We start from the raw sequence: 17,845 nt of genomic DNA, 5'->3' as shown, positions 1-17,845 counted from the left end.
TGGCGGAGAGCCGCGCCGGACGCCCCGGCGAAGGCGGTGGACGTGCACGGACGCCGGCGGCCGCGGCAGGGGAGTGACACCCCGCCGTGACCGCCGCCGTTCGCGCGCGCGGGACGGTCAGCCCGCCGCCGGCACCTGCGTGCGCAGCAGCACCGGCAACCGGGTGGTACGGGGCTTCGCGGTGACCTCGGCGACCGCTCCGGCCAGTGCCTGCTCGACCCCGTGGACCACGGACAGGTGGCGCTCCGCCCGGCTGAAGGCCGTGTAGACCCAGGGCCGGGAGAGGACCTGCGCGGCATCACCGGGGAGCACCACGACCGCGGCCGGCCACCGGCTCCCCGCCGCCTGGTGCGCCGTGAGCGCCCACCCGTGCCGGACGGACTGCTCCACCCGCTCCTTCGGTACGACCACGGCGGCACCGGCACAGGACAGGTGCAGCCCCTGCGCGTCGGCCGTCACCACCTGGCCCGGCACCGTACGGCCCGGGACGGGGGAGTAGGCGATCCGGTCGCCGGGGTCGAAGCCGCCGAAGCGGCCGGGGCCGGGGTTGAGGCGCTCCTTGAGCGCGGCGTTCAGCGCGCGGGTTCCGGCCGCGCCGCCGTGGCCCGGGGTGACGACCACCGTCTGCTCGGCGGGGATGCCGAAGGCCCGCGGCACGGAGTCCGCGACGAGCTGCACCGTCCGGTGCACGGCCTCGCCCGCGTCCCGCACGGGCACGATCACGATCTCCTTGCCGGGCGCCTCGACCTGGTTCAGCTCACCGATGCCCACCCCGGACACCAGCTCACCGAGGGGTCCCGGATCGGGGGTGCGGGAGGCGACCTGGGGGCACACGCGGGCGGCGAGCAGGTCGGCGAAGACCCGGCCGGGCCCGGCCGACCAGAGCAGCGCCGGGTCGCCGCTGAGGACCAGCCGGGCGCCGTCCGGCAGTGACTCCACGAGCATCGCGGCGGTCTCCACGTCCAGCTGCGGGGCGTCCAGGAGGATCAGCAGGTCGAGGACGAAGGCGCCCTCGGTGTCCCGGCCGGGGCCCTCGGCGCCGGACAGCAGGCCGGGGAGGGTGACGAGGAAGCCGTCCGCGTCGTCCGCCGCGTCCAGGTGTGCCGCCAGGCGCCGCCGTCCGTCCGGCGTGTGACAGGCGGCGACCGCGCGCAGCCCCAGGGAGCGGGCGGCTGCCAGCAGGGCGGCCGGTTCCGCGCGGGCGGCCTCGCCACCGGTGTGCAGGACCAGACCGTGCCCGGCGACCGCGCGGATCAGCTCCGCCGTGCTGCCGGACGCCGAGGCGGCGGCCGAGTCCCAAGGCGTCGAGGTCTCCTTGGCGACGGAGTTGACCACACGGGCCAGACCGTCGGCGAGGCTCTCCTCGGCGAGCGCGTACCGCTCGAGACCCACGAGGACCCGGACCGGCCCGGCCTCCTCCTCGTCGGACCCGTCGGAATCCTCGGACTCCTCGTTCCCGGTGGCCCTGACCGGGGCGGCCCCTTGCTCCTCGATGGCGTCCTGGAAGGCGAGGGCCTCGCCCTCGGCGAGGGTGCTCTGCACGGCCGCGTCCGCGTCCGGGACACCCCGCTGGGCCAGCGCGGCCGTCAGCGCCGGCAGCTCCAGGGCGGTGTGCCCGGCCAGGGCCGCCTGCTCCAGCAGCCAGACGGTGACCGCCCGGCCCCGCCGCTCGTCGTCCGGGGCGCACTCCGCGCCGAGCAGCGCCCGCGCGAAGCCGTCGGCCTGCTCGGGCCGCACACCGGGGACGCGCAACAACTGCCAGGGGTCCTCGCCCAGCTCCTCGGCGGCGCCCTCGCCGAGAGCCGCGGCGACCTGAGCGGCCAGCGCCTCGGGCGCACCGCCACCGGCCAGCACCTGCCGTACCGCCTCGACGGTGTCGGGTGCCGGTGCCGTGGCGGTGGGCTCCGCGGCCATCGGCTGCGGGCGCCGCACGGGCTCTGCCGCGGCGCGGCGCGGGGCCGGTTCCGGATCGGCGAACACGGTGGCGGTGGGCTTCTCCCCGCTCTCCACGGCCCGTACGGCCGCGAGGAGGTCGGCGGCCTTGCCGCTGAGCTTGGTCCCGGCGGGGATGGGGCCCTGCTTCTCGGCCTTGCGCCGCTCGATCCGCTCACGCTCCAGCTTCTGCGCGGCGAGTTCCGCCTCGGCCTCGGACAGCTTCCGGGCGGACTCGTCGGCCGCGGACTCCGCATCCGTGGCGCCGGCCGCCGGGGACTCCGGCGAGGTCTCATCGGCCGTGGGCTCGGACGTCGGCTCCTCGGCAGTGGCCGCCGCGGGGTCGGTCTCCGGTGTGCCCGCGGCGGGCGGGGCGTCGTCCGGGGTGCCCGGCCCGGTGTTCTCCGTGGTGCTGGGGGGCTCCGGCTCCGTGCTCACAGCGTGCTCCAGTCGTGATCGGGATAGCGGTGCACGGGTGCCGACACATCGTCGAGCGCCCGGCAGATCTCGTCAGGAAGACTAAGGGCCTCCACTGACAACGCGGCCGTGAGCTGCTGCGCGTTGCGCGCGCCGACGATCGGGGCGGTCACTCCGGGCCGGTCGCGGACCCACGCGAGGGCGATCTGGAGCGGGGACACCGCGAGTCCGTCCGCGGCGGTCGCCACGGCGTCCACGATGCGGCTCGCGGTCTCGTCGAGGTAGGGCTCGACGAACGGCGCGAAGTGGTCCGAGGCGGCGCGTGAGTCGGGCGGCAGGGCGTCGCCCCGGTACTTGCCGGTGAGGACGCCCCTGCCGAGCGGGGAGGAGGGCAGCAGGCCGATGCCCAGGTCCAGCGCGGCCGGCAGCACCTCGCGCTCCACCCCGCGCTGGAGCAGGGAGTACTCCATCTGGGTGCTGGCCAGCCGGGTGCGCGCGCCCGGTGCGGCGAGTTGCCAGGTGGCGGCCTTGGCGAGCTGCCAGCCGCAGAAGTTGGCGATTCCGGCATAGCGGGCGCGCCCGCTGGCGACCGCGATGTCGAGGGCCTGGAGGGTCTCGTCCAGCGGGGTGTCCGGGTCGAAGGCGTGCACGTGCCACACGTCCACGTGGTCCGTGCCGAGGCGGCCGAGCGAGGCGTCCAGGGCCGCGAGGAGGTGACCGCGCGAGCCGTCGAAGCGCCGCTCCGGGTCGGGCACGCTGCCGGCCTTCGTCGAGATGATCAGGTCCCGGCGCGGGACCAGGCCTTCCATGAGCCGCCCCAGGAGATACTCGGCCTCTCCGTCGCCGTACACGTCCGCCGTGTCGACGAGGGTGCCGCCCGCCTCCCAGAACGTCTTCAAGAGGTCCGCGGCATCATGCTCATCGGTGTCACGGCCCCAGGTCAGGGTGCCGAGCCCGATGCGGGACACGCGCAGGCCGGTGCGGCCGAGATGCCTCTGCTCCATGGATGCCGAGATTACTGGCCAGAACTGGGCCGTGGGTTGCCTGTGGACAACCGAATTCCGGGCAGGCCGCGAGCGGTTCGGGCAGGCCGGGGGCCTCGCTGGGCCGGCGCGACCCTCGCCACATCGCGCTCCCCCGGGGGCCGCCCCCGCGCTAGTGTCTCCGGAACAGCGTCGTTACTGATCAGTAAGGGGAATCGGCCATGCAGCTCGGTATCAACCTCGGCTACTGGGGTGCCGGAATGGACGGGGACAACCTGGCCGTGGCGCAGGAGGCCGACCGGCTCGGGTACGCGGTCTGCTGGGCCGCCGAGGCGTACGGCTCGGACGCCGCCACGGTGCTCACCTGGGTCGCCGCCCAGACCGAGCGGATCGACGTCGGCTCGGCCATCTTCCAGATCCCGGCCCGCCAGCCGGCGATGACCGCGATGACCGCCGCCACCCTCGACTCGCTGTCGGGCGGCCGTTTCCGCCTCGGCCTCGGCGTCTCCGGCCCGCAGGTCTCCGAGGGCTGGTACGGCGTCAAGTTCGACAAGCCGCTGTCCCGTACGCGCGAGTACGTCGAGATCGTCCGCAAGGCGATGACGCGCGAGCGGCTGTCCTACGAGGGTGAGCACTGGACGCTGCCGCTGCCGGGCGGTCCCGGAAAGCCGATCAAGCTGACCGTGCACCCGGAGCGCGAGCACATCCCGCTGTACATCGCGGCGATCGGCCCGAAGAACCTGGAGCAGACCGGCGAGATCGCCGACGGCGCCCTGCTGATCTTCCCGTCCGCCGACCACATCGAGGACACCGCGATCAGGCACCTGCGCGCGGGGCGCGAGAAGGCCGGCAAGACCCTGGACGGCTTCGACGTCTGCCCGACGCTGCCGCTGGCCGTGGGCGCCGACAAGGACGTCGAGCAGCTCGCCGACACCTTCCGCCCCTACACCGCGCTGTACGTCGGCGGGATGGGCAGCCGCAAGCAGAACTTCTACAACCAGCTCGCCCGGCGCATGGGTTACGAGCAGGCCGCCGACGAGATCCAGGACAAGTACCTCAGCGGCGACAAGGAGGGTGCCGCGGCCGCCGTACCGCACGAGCTGATCGACCGGACCACGCTGCTGGGGTCCAAGGAGCGGATCGCCGACCGGATGAAGGCCTATGCGGCGGCCGGTGTCACCACCCTCACCCTCGCCCCCGCGGGCTTCACGCTCGACGAGCGGCTCGCCTCGCTGCGGGCGGGTGCGGAAGCGCTGGAGCTGGCCGGACTGGCGTAGGGCCGCTCGTGGCGTAGGGGGAGATTTCAGCGGCCGTGGTGGGGGCTCGGGGGTCTTCCCCGCCACGGCCGTCACGGGGAACAACGCGCCGGGAAGCGTGCGGTTACGCCTCCCGCGCGAGCTTCTCGGGTCATCCTTTCGGCGTAGTTGTCCGACATAGCTGTTGCAGTGCCTCTTGTCCCGCACTTGACTCGTTCTTTGCGGAACCTGCGGAATCCCCGGGGATGCGGAGAGGTGCCTCACGATGCTTTCGGCCAAGAGCCTGTTCCAGGAGATCCTGGACGACGACGAGTCCTTCCGGCTGTTCTGTTCCATCGCCGCGAGCGGGGAGTCGCAGGGCGGCTGGGAGAACGCCCGGATCGCCGCGCTCGTCCCGCCGGACCAGCGTGACCTCGCGCCCAAGATCACCCGCCACGGCGCCGACGAGGACAAGCACGGGCGGATCTTCGACGCCCTCCTGAAGAAGCGCGGCCTCCAACCCGTCCCCGTGCCGCCCGAGACCGACTACACGATGCTCCTGGAGCGAGGCGGCATCGGCCTCGCCCACGACAGGCTCAGGGCCGACCGGCCGCTGACCGTGCCGGACATCGTCACCTACCTCGCCCACAGCCGGGTCACCGAGCAGCGCGCCTCCGAACAGATGGAGCTGCTGCGCAGACACTTCGGCGACCACCCCGACCTCGGGCGCGCGGTCAGGATGATCTCCCAGGACGAGGACAACCACCTCGCCTACTGCCACGAGGAGTTGCTGCGCTTCGCGCGCGCGGGGCACGGCCGCGCCATCCAGCGGACGCTGCGCGAGGCCGCGCTCGCGGAGATCCGCGTCTACCGCGACGTCAGCCTCGCCGTGATGTCCCACATGGGCCGCATCCTCGGCTGGTCCCGGCCCAGGGCGGCCCTCCTCGCCGTCGGCATCCACGCCGTCTACGCGTGGGAGCGGCTGGTGGGCTGGCGCCGCATGGTCACCCTGAGGATGCCCGAACGCCTGGACGCCCTGGGTGGCTCCGCCGCCACCGACCCGAGTCCGCCCGAGCGACGGGCCACCACACGCGGGTGACGGCTCGAAGGGCTGAACCGGCTGAACCGGCTGAACCGGCTGAACCGGCGGAACGGGCCCAACCGGCGGAACGGGCCTAACCGGCCGAACCGGCCGAACCTCCGGGACGCCGGGGTGCCCGTGTCCCCTACAGCTACAGCCACCCCCGCCGCTTGAACAGCCGGTACAGGGCCACCTCCAGGGCGGCCATGACCACGATCACCACCGGGTACGACCACGTCCAGCGCAGCTCGGGCATGTGCTCGAAGTTCATGCCGTAGATCCCGGCGATCATCGTGGGGACCGCCGCCATGGCCGCCCACGCGGAGATCTTCCGCATGTCGTCGTTCTGCCGGACGCTCATCTGCGCCAGATGCGCCGACAGGATGTCCGAGACGAGCCGGTCCAGGCCCTCCACGGACTCGTTCACACGCGCGAGATGGTCGCCGACGTCACGGAAGAAGGGCCGCGCCTCGTCGTTCACGAACGGCAGGCCCGTCCCGGCCACACCGCCGCCGGTCAGCCGGGACACCGGGGGCGCCAGCGGGACCGTGGCCCGGCGGAACTCCAGGATCTGCCGCTTGAAGGTGTAGATCCGGGACGCCGTGTTCCGCGAGCCGCCGCCGTCCGGCGAGAACACCTCCGCCTCCAGCTCCTCCAGGTCGGTCTGCAACTCCGCCGCCACGTCCAGGTAGTGGTCGACGGTGGCGTCGGCGATCGCGTAGAGCACCGCCGTGGGTCCCTTCGCCAGCAACTCCGGCTCGTGCTCCAGCCGCTGCCGTACCGCCGCCAGCGGCGCGCCCTCGCCGTGCCGGACGGTCAGCACGAAGGAGTCGCCGAGGAAGACCATGACCTCGCCGGAGGACACCGTGTCGCTCTCCGGCTCGTACTCGACCGGCTTCAGCACCAGGAACAGCGAGTCGTCGTACACCTCCAGCTTGGGCCGCTGGTGGGCCTTGAGGGAGTCCTCCACCGCCAGCGGGTGCAGCGCGAACTCCTGCGTGACGTGGGCGAACTCCTTCTCGGTGGGCTCGTGCAGCCCGATCCAGACGAAGCCGCCCGCGGCCCGCACCTCGTCCAGCGCGTCGGAGAAGTCCTGCGGACCCTCCGTCCGGCGCCCGTCGCGATAGATGGCGCAGTCGACGATCACGAAACGCGTTCTCCCTTCAGTCGTCCCCGTGCCCCCACTAGTACCCCTACGCTGGTCGGCATGCCCACGCTGATCCTGGTCCGGCACGGACGGTCCACCGCCAACACCTCCGGAGTGCTCGCCGGCTGGACGCCCGGTGTCGCCCTCGACGAGCGCGGCGCCGCGCAGGCCGCCGCGCTGCCCGCACGGCTGGCGGGCCTGCCGATCGCCGAGGTCGTCGCCAGCCCGCTGCAACGCTGCCAGGAGACGATCCGGCCCCTCCTGGACGCCCGCCCGGACCTGCCCGTCCACTCCGACGAGAGGATCGGGGAGGCCCACTACGGCGACTGGTCGGGGCGCAAGCTCGCCGAGCTGACGGACGACCCGCTGATGGAGGTCGTCCAGGCGCACCCCTCCGCGGCGGCCTTCCCCGGCGGCGAGTCCATGCGGGCCATGCAGACCCGCGCCGCCGAGGCGGTGCGCGAGTGGAACGCGCGCGTGGAGCGCGACCACGGCCCCGACGCCGTCTACCTCATGTGCTCCCACGGCGACATCATCAAGTCCCTCGTGGCCGACGCGCTCGGGCTGCATCTCGACCTCTTCCAGCGCATCTCCGTCGAACCCTGTTCCGTCACGGTGATCCGCTACACCCGCCTGCGGCCCTTCCTCGTACGCCTCGGCGACACCGGCGACTTCGCCTCCCTCATGCCGCGCGAGGCGCCCCCGGAGCCGGACGCCACCGTCGGGGGCGATGCGGGCGCACCGTGATCGTCGGCCGCAGTAGGGTGAAGCGGTCCACATACGCACGTTCACGCATGGACGTTCCGTACCCACGATTCCCATGGAGACAGGACGTGTCCCGTCAGGTGTTCCTCTACGACCCCCCGGACCGCTTCGTGGCCGGGACGGTCGGACTGCCCGGGCGCCGTACCTTCTTCCTCCAGGCCACGGCCGGCTCCCGGGTGACCAGCGTGGCCCTGGAGAAGACCCAGGTCGCCGCGCTCGCCGAGCGCATGGACGAACTGCTGGACGAGGTCGTACGCCGTAGCGGCGGAAGTGCCGCGGTGCCCGCCGTCGTGCCCACCGAAGTCGCCGACTCCGCCCCCCTCGACACCCCGGTCGAGGAGGAGTTCCGGGTCGGCACGATGGCTCTTGCCTGGGACGGCGAGGAGCAGCGCATGATCGTCGAGGCTCAGGCCCTCGTGGAACTCGAGGCCGACACCGACGAGGACCTCGCCGAGGCCGAGGAACGGCTGCTCCAGGACGAGGAGAACGGGCCCCCGATGCTGCGGGTCCGCCTCACCGGCGCGCAGGCGCGGGCCTTCGCCAAGCGGGCCCTCGACGTCGTCAACGCCGGCCGGCCGCCGTGCCCGCTGTGCAGTCTGCCGCTCGACCCGGAAGGACACGTATGTCCGCGCCAGAACGGATACCGCCGCGGGGCGTGACGACCACCGACAAGGCCGACGCCGGCCTGCTCGCGAAGGGCGAGCTGACCGTGCGCGGCCGGATCCGGGAGGCGTCCAACGCGGCCCTGTACTGCACCGTCGCGCACGAGGGCCGCGAGGCCGCCTGCATCTACAAACCGGTCGCCGGGGAGAGACCCCTGTGGGACTTCCCCGACGGCACCCTCGCCCAGCGCGAGGTCGCCGCGTACGAGGTCTCCGAGGCGACCGGCTGGGGGCTCGTCCCGCCCACCGTCCTGCGCGACGGGCCGTACGGCGAGGGCATGTGCCAGCTGTGGATCGAGGTGTCCCCGGAGGCCGAGCTGCTCGCCCTGCTCGACGCCGAGGAGCCCGGGCCGGGCTGGAAGGCGATCGGTTTCGCCGAGGCCGACGAGGGACGGACCGCGCTGCTGGTGCACGCCGACGACGAGCGGCTGCGCCGGCTCGCCGTCCTCGACGCGGTCGTCAACAACGCCGACCGCAAGGGCGGCCATCTGCTGCCCACCGCCGACGGGCGGCTGTACGGCATCGACCACGGCGTCACCTTCAACGCCGAGGACAAGCTCCGCACCCTCCTGTGGGGCTGGGCGGGGGAGCCCCTGACCGGGGAGGCCGTCGAGGTGCTCAAGGGCCTCCGGAGCGCCCTGGAGGCGGGCGGGACGCTGGCCGCCACCCTGGCCGCCCTCATCACCCCGGCCGAGATCGACGCCACACGCGCGCGCGTCGGCGCGCTGCTGGACTCCGGCAAGCACCCGGAGCCCGGCGGGGACTGGCCGGCCATTCCCTGGCCACCGGTCTAGGCACGCCCCGTCCGTCCCGTCGGGGCGAGCGGCCCCGCACGCGGGCCGGAGTGGCGCAAGGGTGCCTTCCCGGCCATCCGGCCCGCTCCGGTTCGTATACGGGAGATCCCTCCGGTTAGGCTCATGACATGCATGCCTGGCCCGCTTCCGAGGTCCCCGCCCTGCCTGGTCAGGGCCGCGACCTGAGGATCCACGACACCGCGACCGGCGGCCTCGTCACCCTCGACCCCGGTCCCGTCGCCCGTATCTACGTCTGCGGCATCACGCCGTACGACGCGACCCACATGGGTCACGCGGCGACCTACAACGCGTTCGACCTGGTTCAGCGCGTGTGGCTCGACACCAAGCGGCAGGTGCACTACGTCCAGAACGTCACCGACGTGGACGATCCGCTCCTCGAACGCGCGCAGCGGGACGGCCTCGACTGGGTCGCCCTCGCCGAGAAGGAGACGGCCCTCTTCCGCGAGGACATGACCGCCCTGCGGATGCTGCCGCCGCAGCACTACATAGGCGCCGTCGAGGCCATACCAGGCATCGTCCCGCTCGTCGAGCGGCTGCGGGACCTCGGTGCCGCCTACGAACTCGAGGGGGACGTCTACTTCTCCGTCGGTCCGACCCGAACTTCGGCAGGGTGTCCGGCCTGGACGCCGCCGCGATGCGGCTGCTGTCGGCGGAGCGCGGCGGTGACCCGGACCGGCCGGGCAAGAAGAACCCGCTCGACCCGATGCTGTGGATGGCGGCCCGCGAGGGCGAGCCCAGCTGGGACGGCGGCTCGCTGGGCCGCGGCCGGCCGGGCTGGCACATCGAGTGCGTCGCCATCGCCCTGGACCACCTCGGCATGGGCTTCGACGTGCAGGGCGGCGGCTCCGACCTCGCCTTCCCGCACCACGAGATGGGCGCCTCGCACGCCCAGGTCCTCACCGGCGAGTTCCCCATGGCCAAGGCGTACGTCCACGCCGGCATGGTGGCGCTGGACGGCGAGAAGATGTCCAAGTCCAAGGGCAACCTCGTCTTCGTCTCCCGGCTGCGCCGGGACGGCGTCGACCCCGCCGCGATCCGGCTCACGCTCCTCGCCCACCACTACCGGGCGGACTGGGAGTGGACCGACCAGGTGCTCCAGGACGCCCTGGACCGGCTCGGGCGCTGGCGCGCGGCCGTCTCCCGGCCCGACGGTCCGCCTGCCGAGGCCCTCGTGGACGAGATCCGCGCGGCCCTGACGAACGACCTGGACGCCCCGGCCGCGCTGGCCGCCGTCGACCGCTGGGCCGCGCTCCAGGAGGAGCGGGGCGGCACGGACATCGGGGCGCCCGGCGTGGTGTCCCGGGCGGTGGACGCGCTGCTGGGCGTGGCGCTGTAGCCGACAGCGGCCGCGCGCTCCGACGCGGAGCCGATGCCGGACACCGACCCCGACGTGGTGGCCGCCATGGACCGGATACGAGAGCGAACGGACGGGACGGGGGGCGGTGCGCCGAGCGCACCGCCCCCCGTCCCGTCCGTCTGTCCTGGTTCCTAGTCGTCCGACGAGTCGTCCTCGTCGGCGCTCTCCCCGCTCGGCCTCGGCGGCTTCGGCGGCCGTGTCCGCTCGCCGGGGCCGGGTGGCCCACCGCCGTCCCGGCGCCGCAGATACCGCTCGAACTCCCGGGCGATCGCCTCGCCCGAGGCCTCCGGCAGCTCCGCGGTGTCGCGGGCCTCCTCCAGCGTCTGGACGTACTCCGCGACCTCGCTGTCCTCCGCGGCCAACTGGTCCACGCCCACCTGCCAGGCGCGCGCGTCCTCGGGCAGCTCGCCCAACGGGATGCGCACGTCGATCAGATCCTCCAGCCGGTTGAGGAGGGCCAGCGTCGCCTTCGGGTTGGGCGGCTGCGACACGTAGTGCGGTACGGCCGCCCAGAGGCTGACCGCCGGTACGCCCGCGTGCGTGCACGCCTCCTGGAGGACGCCGACGATGCCCGTGGGGCCCTCGTACTTGGTCTCCTCCAGGTCCATCCGCCGGGCCAGGTCCGCGTCGGACGTGGTCCCGCTGATCGGCACCGGACGGGTGTGCGGGGTGTCGCCCAGCAGGGCGCCCAGGATGACGACCAGCTCCACGCCCAGCTCGTGCGCGAAGCCGAGCAGCTCGTTGCAGAACGAGCGCCAGCGCATGGACGGTTCGATGCCGCGCACGAGCACGAGGTCGCGCGGCTTCTCGCCGCCGACGCGCACCACCGACAACCTTGTCGTCGGCCACGTGATCTTTCGCACTCCGGCATCGATCCACACCGTGGGCCGGTTCACCTGGAAGTCGTAGTAGTCCTCGGCGTCCAGCGCCGCGAACACCTCGCCCTTCCACTCCCGCTCCAGATGCCCGACCGCGGTGGAGGCGGCGTCGCCGGCGTCGTTCCAGCCCTCGAACGCGGCCACCATGACCGGGTCGATCAGCTCGGGAACCCCCTCGAGCTCGATCACCCAGCGCCTCCTTCCGACGTGCCCTCGCCTGACCACCCAACCTTACGGCGTCCGGCGGGGGCGCCCGCAGCCCCCTTGCACGGGCCAGTGAACGGATCACTGCCCCGATCACCACCACCGGACACCCTTCGCCGCAAGGCGCTCGAAGGCTCGCCCGCAGCCACTGCTCCACGCTCGTGATGGGCACCGTCGCCCACGATCTCGCGGCCTCCGCTTCCGCCTCCGCCTCCGCGTCCCGGTCGCGCGGCGCCGACAGGATCCCCCCCGGGCTCGCGGGGGGTGCTCTAGACCGCGTCCTCCCGCCTCAGAGCCCGTCGGACGCGGGCGCGAGTGGTGGGCCCGGACAGGCCGTCGAGGAGGGAGCGGAGCACCGACTTGCCGGCGGCCCGCACGAATCCTGGTGAACTCCAGCTCGCCGACGACGAGTTCTCCACCAGGGCCCGGCGCCCGGCCTGTCCGACTCAAGCTTCGAGAACGTCCCGTCGCAGCTCGCTGATGCGCAGGGCGGTCATCGCCGTCGCGGCCGGCCCCAGGACGCGGCGGACGGCCAGGAATCCCCAGGGCCGTGGCGTCGTGGTGGAAGTCGACGGCGAAACTCGGGACCTCCAGCGGGAGTTGGGATCGGGGCTGGTCACGTGGGTGCCGTCGCCCCGCCGAACTCCACGGAGCGTGCCCGCGCCTGGGCGCCCTCTCCGACCACGCGGACCAACCCCGCCTCTGCTGGGACGGGTTCGAGACCGGGTCCTCCGCCTGCGGCCGAGCCGCGTCGACACCTGTCTCGACCGCTTGGTGAACCGCGTCTGGACGGACGCGGTCGGCTACGTCGGCACGGAGACCGTCCGCCGCGTCATCGGCTTCGCCGACCTGACGAACCTGACCGACCTGAAACCCTCCCGGTCCCGGCCTCCCGGCCTCCCGGCCTCCCGGCCTCCCGGCCTCCCGACGAGAAAGGGGACGGCCCCTCCCCGAGGAGCCGTCCCTTTCCCGCAGTCCCGTCGTACCGCCTACTTCTTGTCGAGCAGGTCCTGCACCTTCGCGCGGACCTCGTCCGTGGCCAGGCCGCGGATCGTCAGGGTCGTACGGCGGCGCAGGACGTCGTCCTGCGTCTCGGCCCACTCGTTGTCACGGGCGTAGACGACCTGGGCCCAGATCTCCGGGGCGTCGGGGTGGACCCGCTCGCCCAGCTCCGGGTTCTCGTTCGCCAGGCGGGCGATGTCGAAGGCCAGCGAACCGTAGTGTGTGGCCAGGTGCCTGGCGGTGTCGGCCGCCATGCGCGGACCCGGCGCCGGGTGGTCGACGAGCAGCCGGTGGGCGACCGCGCGCGGGTTGGCGACACCCGGCAGCGGCATCCTCTTCGGCAGCGAGGAGACCGGCTCGAAGTCGTCACCGAGCGGGTGGCCCGGCAGCGCCTCCAGCTTCTTCATGACCGTCCGCCCGATGTGCCGGAAGGTCGTCCACTTGCCGCCCGCGACCGACAGCATCCCGCCCTTGCCCTCGGTCACCACGGTCTCGCGCTTGGCCTTCGCCGTGTCGCCGGGACGCCCGGCAGCACCCGCAGACCGGCGAACGCGTACGTGATCAGATCACGGTCGAGCTGCTGGTCGCGGATGGAGAACGCGGCCTCGTCGAGTATCTGCGCCGTGTCCTGCTCGGTGACCGCGACGTCCGCCGGGTCGCCCTCGTAGACCTCGTCGGTCGTGCCGAGGAGCAGCATGTCCTCCCAGGGGAGGGCGAAGGTGATCCGGTACTTGTCGATCGGGGTCGCCAGCGCGGCCTTCCACGGCGACGTCCGCTTCAGGACCAGATGCGCGCCCTTCGACAGACGGATCGACGGCGCGGCATCGGGGTCCTCCATCCGGCGCAGGTGGTCCACCCACGGCCCGGTCGCGTTGAGCACGAGCCGGGCGTTGACGCCGAACTCGTCACCGGAGAGACGGTCGCGCAGCTCGGCGCCCGTCACCCGGCCCTTGGTGAAGCGCAGTCCGGTCACCTCGGCGTGGTTGAGCACCACGGCACCCGCCTCGACGGCCGCGCGGACCGTCATCAGCGCCATCCGGGCGTCGTTCATCTGGTCGTCGCCGTACACGGCGACGGCCTTGAGGTTCTCGGTGCGCAGCTCCGGCACGTCCTGCTGGGCCTTGCCCGGCGACAGCAGGTGTCCCACGCCGTCGCCGAAGGCCGACAGCGCGGAGTAGGCGAAGACGCCCGCTCCGAGCTTCGCCGCGCCGTGCGGCCCGCCCTTGTACACGGGGAGGTAGAAGGTCAGCGGGTTCGCCAGGTGGGGGGCCACCTGGCGGGACACCGCACGGCGCTCGAAGTGGTTCTCCGCCACCAGCTTCACCGCGCCGGTCTGCAGGTAGCGCAGACCGCCGTGGAGCAGCTTGGAGGAGGCGGAGGACGTGGCGCCGGCGAAGTCGCCGGCATCGACCACTGCCACCCTGAGGCCGGACTGCGCGGCATGCCAGGCGGTGGAGATGCCCAGGATGCCGCCGCCGATCACGAGGAGGTCGTACGACGCCTTGGCGAGCTGCTCCCGGGTCTCGGCACGGCTCGGGTTCGAGCCGAAGGCCGGGTGCGTACCCAGGGCAGGCACGGACTTCAGGGTGGACTCAGTGGTCATTGCGGTTCTTACTCCTCGTCCTCGAGCCAGCCCATGGTCCGCTCGACGGCCTTGAGCCAGCTCTTGTACTCACGGTCGCGGGTCTCCGCGTCCATGCGGGGGGTCCACTCGGCGGCCCGTCGCCAGTTGGCGCGCAGGTCGTCGGTGCTGGTCCAGAAGCCGACGGCGAGGCCGGCGGCGTAGGCGGCGCCGAGGCAGGTCGTCTCGGCGACCATCGGACGCACGACCGGCGCGTCCAGGAAGTCCGAGAGGGTCTGCATCAGCAGGTTGTTGGAGGTCATGCCGCCGTCGACCTTGAGGGCCGCCAGCTCGACGCCGGAGTCCTTGGTCATGGCGTCGCTGATCTCGCGGGTCTGCCAGGCGGTCGCCTCCAGGACGGCGCGCGCGAGGTGCGCCTTGGTGACGTACCGGGTGAGGCCGGCGATGACACCGCGGGCGTCCGGACGCCAGTAGGGGGCGAACAGTCCGGAGAAGGCCGGCACGAAGTACGCGCCGCCGTTGTCCTCGACCGACAGCGCGAGCGTCTCGATCTCGGCGGCGGTGGAGATCAGGCCCATCTGGTCGCGCATCCACTGCACCAGCGAACCGGTGACGGCGATGGAGCCCTCGAGGGCGTAGACCGGCTTGGCCTCACCGATGCGGTAGCCGACGGTGGTCAGCAGCCCGGAGTACGAGTTGATGATCTTGTCGCCGGTGTTCATCAGCATGAACGTGCCGGTGCCGTAGGTCGACTTGGCCTCGCCCTCCGCGAAACAGGTCTGGCCGAACAGGGCCGCCTGCTGGTCGCCGAGCGCGGAGGCGACCGGGATGCCGCCGAGCAGATCGCCCAGCTTGCCGCCGGTGATCTCGCCGTAGACCTCGGCCGAGGAGCGGATCTCCGGGAGCATCGCCAGCGGAACGCCGATGGACTCGGCGATCTTCGGGTCCCACTCCAGGGTGTGCAGGTTCATCAGCATGGTGCGCGAGGCGTTGGTGACGTCGGTGACGTGCCGGCCGCCGTTGACGCCGCCGGTCAGGTTCCAGATGACCCAGCTGTCCATGGTGCCGAACAGGATGTCCCCGGCCTCGGCGCGCTCACGCAGGCCCTCGACGTTGTCGAGCAGCCAGCGGGCCTTCGGACCGGCGAAGTAGGAGGCCAGCGGCAGGCCCGTCTCGCGGCGGAAGCGGTCCTGGCCGACGTTGCGGCCCAGCTCGCGGCAGAGGGCGTCGGTGCGGGTGTCCTGCCAGACGATGGCGTTGTGGACGGGCTCGCCGGTGTTCTTGTCCCAGAGCAGCGTGGTCTCGCGCTGGTTGGTGATGCCGATGGCCTTGATGTCGTCGCGGGTGATGCCGGCCTTCGCGATGGCGGAGGCGACGACCTCCTCGACGTTCGTCCAGATCTCGGTCGCGTCGTGCTCGACCCAGCCCGGCTTCGGGAAGATCTGCTCGTGCTCCTTCTGGTCGACGGAGACGATCCGGCCGTCGCGGTCGAAGACGATGCAGCGCGAGGAGGTGGTGCCCTGGTCGATCGCGGCGATGAAGGGGCCGGCGGTGTGGGCGTCGGTCACAGTGTGCTCCCGGGGATTCCGTGGTTGAAGGGCTGTACGTACGGCGCGTGCTCGGTGGGCAACGTGAAGCTCATGTTCCTGAACCCATGTTCCTAAGCGAACGCGACGTTGTAGATGCCTGCTGCGATCGCTCCGCCGATCAGCGGACCGACCACCGGGATCCAGGCGTAGCCCCAGTCGGAGCCACCCTTGTTGGGCAGGGGCAGAAGCGCGTGCACGATGCGCGGACCGAGGTCACGGGCCGGGTTGATCGCGTAGCCGGTCGGGCCGCCGAGGGACAGGCCGATCGAGACGACCACCAGCGCGGTGACCAGCGCGCCCAGGGTGCCGAGGCCGTTGCCCTTGTCGTTGAGGCCCTGCGTGAGGACGGCGAGCACCAGCACGACGGTGCCGATGATCTCCGTGGCGAGGTTCTGCACCACGTTGCGGATCTCCGGGCCGGTGGAGAAGACGCCGAGCACCGGGCCGGCGCCCTTCTCCCGGGCCTCCACGGCCTTGGCGGTCGTGTCCTGCGCACCCGGACCGCCGACGATCTCCCTGTCGGTGAGGTGCGCCTGGAACTGGCCGTAGTAGGCGACCCACACCAGGGCCGCGCCGATGGCGGCACCGACCAGCTGACCGGCCCAGTAGACCGGGACGTTCTTCCAGTCGCCGTCCTTGATCGCGAGCGCGAGGGTCACGGCCGGGTTCAGATGGGCGCCCGACAGGGGCGCCGAGGTGTAGACCGCCGTGAGAACGGCGAAGCCCCACCCGAAGGTGATGGCGAGCCAGCCGGCGTTACGGGCCTTGGAGGCCTTCAGCGTGACGGCGGCGCACACTCCGCCGCCGAGCAGGATGAGTATGGCGGTACCTATGGTCTCGCCGATGAAGATGTCGGAGCTGGACACCCGCGACTCCTTTGTCCTTCGTCCAGGGGACCGAACCCCGGGTCCCTCCGGGAGTTCGAGCTGCTCTCGGGATGAGAGCGATGCCGGCCCTTGGCGTTGTCACACTCTAGCGCGTATTGCCGGTAGGTGTTCGACAATGCGACCGATGGACGGGAGTCTTGCTCCGGCTTCACAGGTGCGTCAAGAGTCCTGTTATCGAAAGCACGATCGTTATTGATCGCTCTCCCCGATCGGCCCCGGTGGAGCGGCGGCCCACGCGCGTGCAGCGTGCCTCGGGGCGTGAATGTCCACGTCAGGGCGGGCCGAGCGGCGTGGCGGGTGCCGCGGGAGCCGGAACGGGCACGGCGGGAGCCGGAACGGGCATGCAGGCATGCCGAGAGCCGGAACGCCGTCCCGACGTCCCGGTGCGTGACCGCGAGGGTCTCAGAACCGCCCGGCGCCCAGATCGCGCGACACCGCGCGGGCGCAGTCGCGGACGGCGGCGATCAGCTCGGGGCGCACCTCGCCGTCCCGGCACAGGCGCTCCACGGCGCCGGTGATGCCGACGGCCCCCACCGGCATGCGCCGCCGGTCGTGGATGGGCGCGGCGACGGAGGAGACACCCTCCCAGGTCTCCTCGACGTCCGCCGCGTACCCACGCGCGCGCGTGAGGTCGAGGAGGTGCTCGAAGTCCTCCAGCTCGCACACCGTGCGTTCCGTGAAGGGCTTGCGGTCGGCCTCCATGGCCTCGCTGTGCGCCACCGGGTCGTAGGCCGACAGCACCTTGCCCAGGGCCGTCGAGTGCAGCGGCTGCATGGCCCCGATCTCCAGGACCTGCCGGCTGTCGTCGGGCCGGAACACGTGGTGCACGATCAGCACGCCCTGCTGGTGCAGCACACCCAGGTGGACGCTCTCGCCGCTGGAGCGGGCCAGGTCGTCCGTCCACACCAGGGCACGCGCGCGCAGCTCGTGCACGTCCAGATAGGTGGTGCCCAGGCGCAGCAGCTCCGCGCCCAGCTGGTAGCGGCCGGAGGCGTCGTCCTGTTCGACGAAGCCCTCCTGCTGGAGGGTGCGCAGAATGCCGTGGGCCGTACCCTTGGCCAGGCCCAGGGCCGAGGCGATGTCCGAGAGGCCCAGCCGCCGCTCGCCGCCCGCGAGCAGTCGCAGCATCGCGGCCGCCCGTTCGAGCGACTGGATGTTCCGTGCCATCGCCGTTCTGCCTCCGTCCCCTCGGCCGTCCACGCGCAGCCAGTGCTGCCGTCGTTCGGCATTGTCGAACACTACCGGTCCATGCCGACCTCCCGCTAATGGTCGGTCAATACGCGTCACGCCATTGGCCGCCGAGGGTGCG

The 17,845-nt window shown here is 72.4% G+C and carries 12 protein-coding genes and 3 pseudogenes; 6 read left to right on the top strand and 9 right to left on the bottom strand.

Features of this window, described 5'->3' with window-relative positions; translation table 11 throughout:
* Window positions 1-117: 117 nt before the first annotated feature.
* Together BM536_RS20440 and BM536_RS20435 are read right to left on the bottom strand one after the other, a co-directional pair.
* Window positions 118-2,370, bottom strand: coding sequence for a helix-hairpin-helix domain-containing protein (locus BM536_RS20440; RefSeq protein ID WP_094103300.1), 2,253 nt, complete (start codon window positions 2,368-2,370; stop codon window positions 118-120).
* A complete protein-coding gene (locus BM536_RS20435; RefSeq protein ID WP_094103299.1) occupies window positions 2,367-3,353 on the bottom strand; it encodes an aldo/keto reductase in 987 nt (328 codons plus the stop codon). The genes BM536_RS20440 and BM536_RS20435 overlap by 4 nt, the downstream gene beginning before the upstream one ends.
* Window positions 3,354-3,553: 200 nt before the next feature.
* Here BM536_RS20435 and BM536_RS20430 point away from each other — a divergent pair, with 200 nt between their 5' ends.
* Together BM536_RS20430 and BM536_RS20425 are read left to right on the top strand one after the other, a co-directional pair.
* Window positions 3,554-4,609 (top strand): LLM class F420-dependent oxidoreductase, encoded by a 1,056-nt coding sequence (locus BM536_RS20430; RefSeq protein WP_073491972.1) that lies wholly within the window; start codon window positions 3,554-3,556, stop codon window positions 4,607-4,609.
* 244 nt (window positions 4,610-4,853) lie between these two features.
* Window positions 4,854-5,666: a ferritin-like domain-containing protein gene (locus tag BM536_RS20425; RefSeq protein ID WP_073491973.1), complete on the top strand. Its 813-nt coding sequence runs from the start codon at window positions 4,854-4,856 to the stop codon at window positions 5,664-5,666.
* 133 nt (window positions 5,667-5,799) lie between these two features.
* On the opposite strand, the gene corA is transcribed toward BM536_RS20425, so the two are convergent.
* On the bottom strand, window positions 5,800-6,795 hold the full coding sequence (gene corA / locus BM536_RS20415; RefSeq protein ID WP_073491974.1) for a magnesium/cobalt transporter CorA: 996 nt from the start codon (window positions 6,793-6,795) through the stop codon (window positions 5,800-5,802).
* A gap of 60 nt (window positions 6,796-6,855) precedes the next feature.
* Here corA and BM536_RS20410 point away from each other — a divergent pair, with 60 nt between their 5' ends.
* The 4 genes and pseudogenes from BM536_RS20410 to mshC all read left to right on the top strand — a co-directional run bounded on the left by BM536_RS20410 (window position 6,856) and on the right by mshC (window position 10,373).
* The gene (locus BM536_RS20410) at window positions 6,856-7,542 is read left to right on the top strand and encodes a histidine phosphatase family protein (RefSeq protein ID WP_094103298.1); all 687 of its coding nucleotides are present in this window, start codon (window positions 6,856-6,858) and stop codon (window positions 7,540-7,542) included.
* Window positions 7,543-7,628: 86 nt separating this feature from the next.
* On the top strand, window positions 7,629-8,219 hold the full coding sequence (locus BM536_RS20405; protein WP_073491975.1) for a DUF3090 domain-containing protein: 591 nt from the start codon (window positions 7,629-7,631) through the stop codon (window positions 8,217-8,219).
* On the top strand, window positions 8,183-9,016 hold the full coding sequence (locus BM536_RS20400; RefSeq protein ID WP_079274927.1) for an SCO1664 family protein: 834 nt from the start codon (window positions 8,183-8,185) through the stop codon (window positions 9,014-9,016). The genes BM536_RS20405 and BM536_RS20400 overlap by 37 nt, the downstream gene beginning before the upstream one ends.
* A 128-nt stretch (window positions 9,017-9,144) precedes the next feature.
* Window positions 9,145-10,373 (top strand): annotated as a pseudogene (gene mshC, locus BM536_RS20395) (cysteine--1-D-myo-inosityl 2-amino-2-deoxy-alpha-D-glucopyranoside ligase).
* Window positions 10,374-10,525: 152 nt separating this feature from the next.
* Here the strand turns inward: mshC and BM536_RS20390 are convergent.
* From BM536_RS20390 to BM536_RS20370, 6 genes and pseudogenes are all read right to left on the bottom strand, one after another.
* The gene (locus BM536_RS20390; protein ID WP_094103297.1) at window positions 10,526-11,461 is read right to left on the bottom strand and encodes a PAC2 family protein; all 936 of its coding nucleotides are present in this window, start codon (window positions 11,459-11,461) and stop codon (window positions 10,526-10,528) included.
* A 145-nt stretch (window positions 11,462-11,606) separates the two neighbouring features.
* Window positions 11,607-12,120: pseudogene (locus tag BM536_RS44895) on the bottom strand (GntR family transcriptional regulator); the annotation flags it as partial.
* Window positions 12,121-12,465: 345 nt separating this feature from the next.
* Window positions 12,466-14,081 (bottom strand): annotated as a pseudogene (locus BM536_RS20385) (glycerol-3-phosphate dehydrogenase/oxidase).
* Window positions 14,082-14,089: 8 nt separating this feature from the next.
* Window positions 14,090-15,628: a glycerol kinase GlpK gene (gene glpK, locus BM536_RS20380; protein WP_073491978.1), complete on the bottom strand. Its 1,539-nt coding sequence runs from the start codon at window positions 15,626-15,628 to the stop codon at window positions 14,090-14,092.
* A gap of 92 nt (window positions 15,629-15,720) precedes the next feature.
* Complete coding sequence (locus BM536_RS20375) at window positions 15,721-16,515, bottom strand: MIP/aquaporin family protein (protein ID WP_073491979.1); 795 nt, start codon at window positions 16,513-16,515, stop codon at window positions 15,721-15,723.
* Window positions 16,516-16,938: 423 nt separating this feature from the next.
* Window positions 16,939-17,703 carry an IclR family transcriptional regulator gene (locus BM536_RS20370; RefSeq protein ID WP_094103296.1) on the bottom strand — a complete coding sequence of 255 codons (765 nt, stop codon included), beginning with the start codon at window positions 17,701-17,703 and terminating at the stop codon, window positions 16,939-16,941.
* Window positions 17,704-17,845: the final 142 nt, after the last annotated feature.

It is taken from the genome of Streptomyces phaeoluteigriseus, assembly GCF_001896135.2.
In the GTDB taxonomy this organism is placed as follows: Bacteria; Actinomycetota; Actinomycetes; order Streptomycetales; family Streptomycetaceae; genus Streptomyces; species Streptomyces phaeoluteigriseus.
This window is presented reverse-complemented; position numbering and strand designations above follow the sequence as displayed.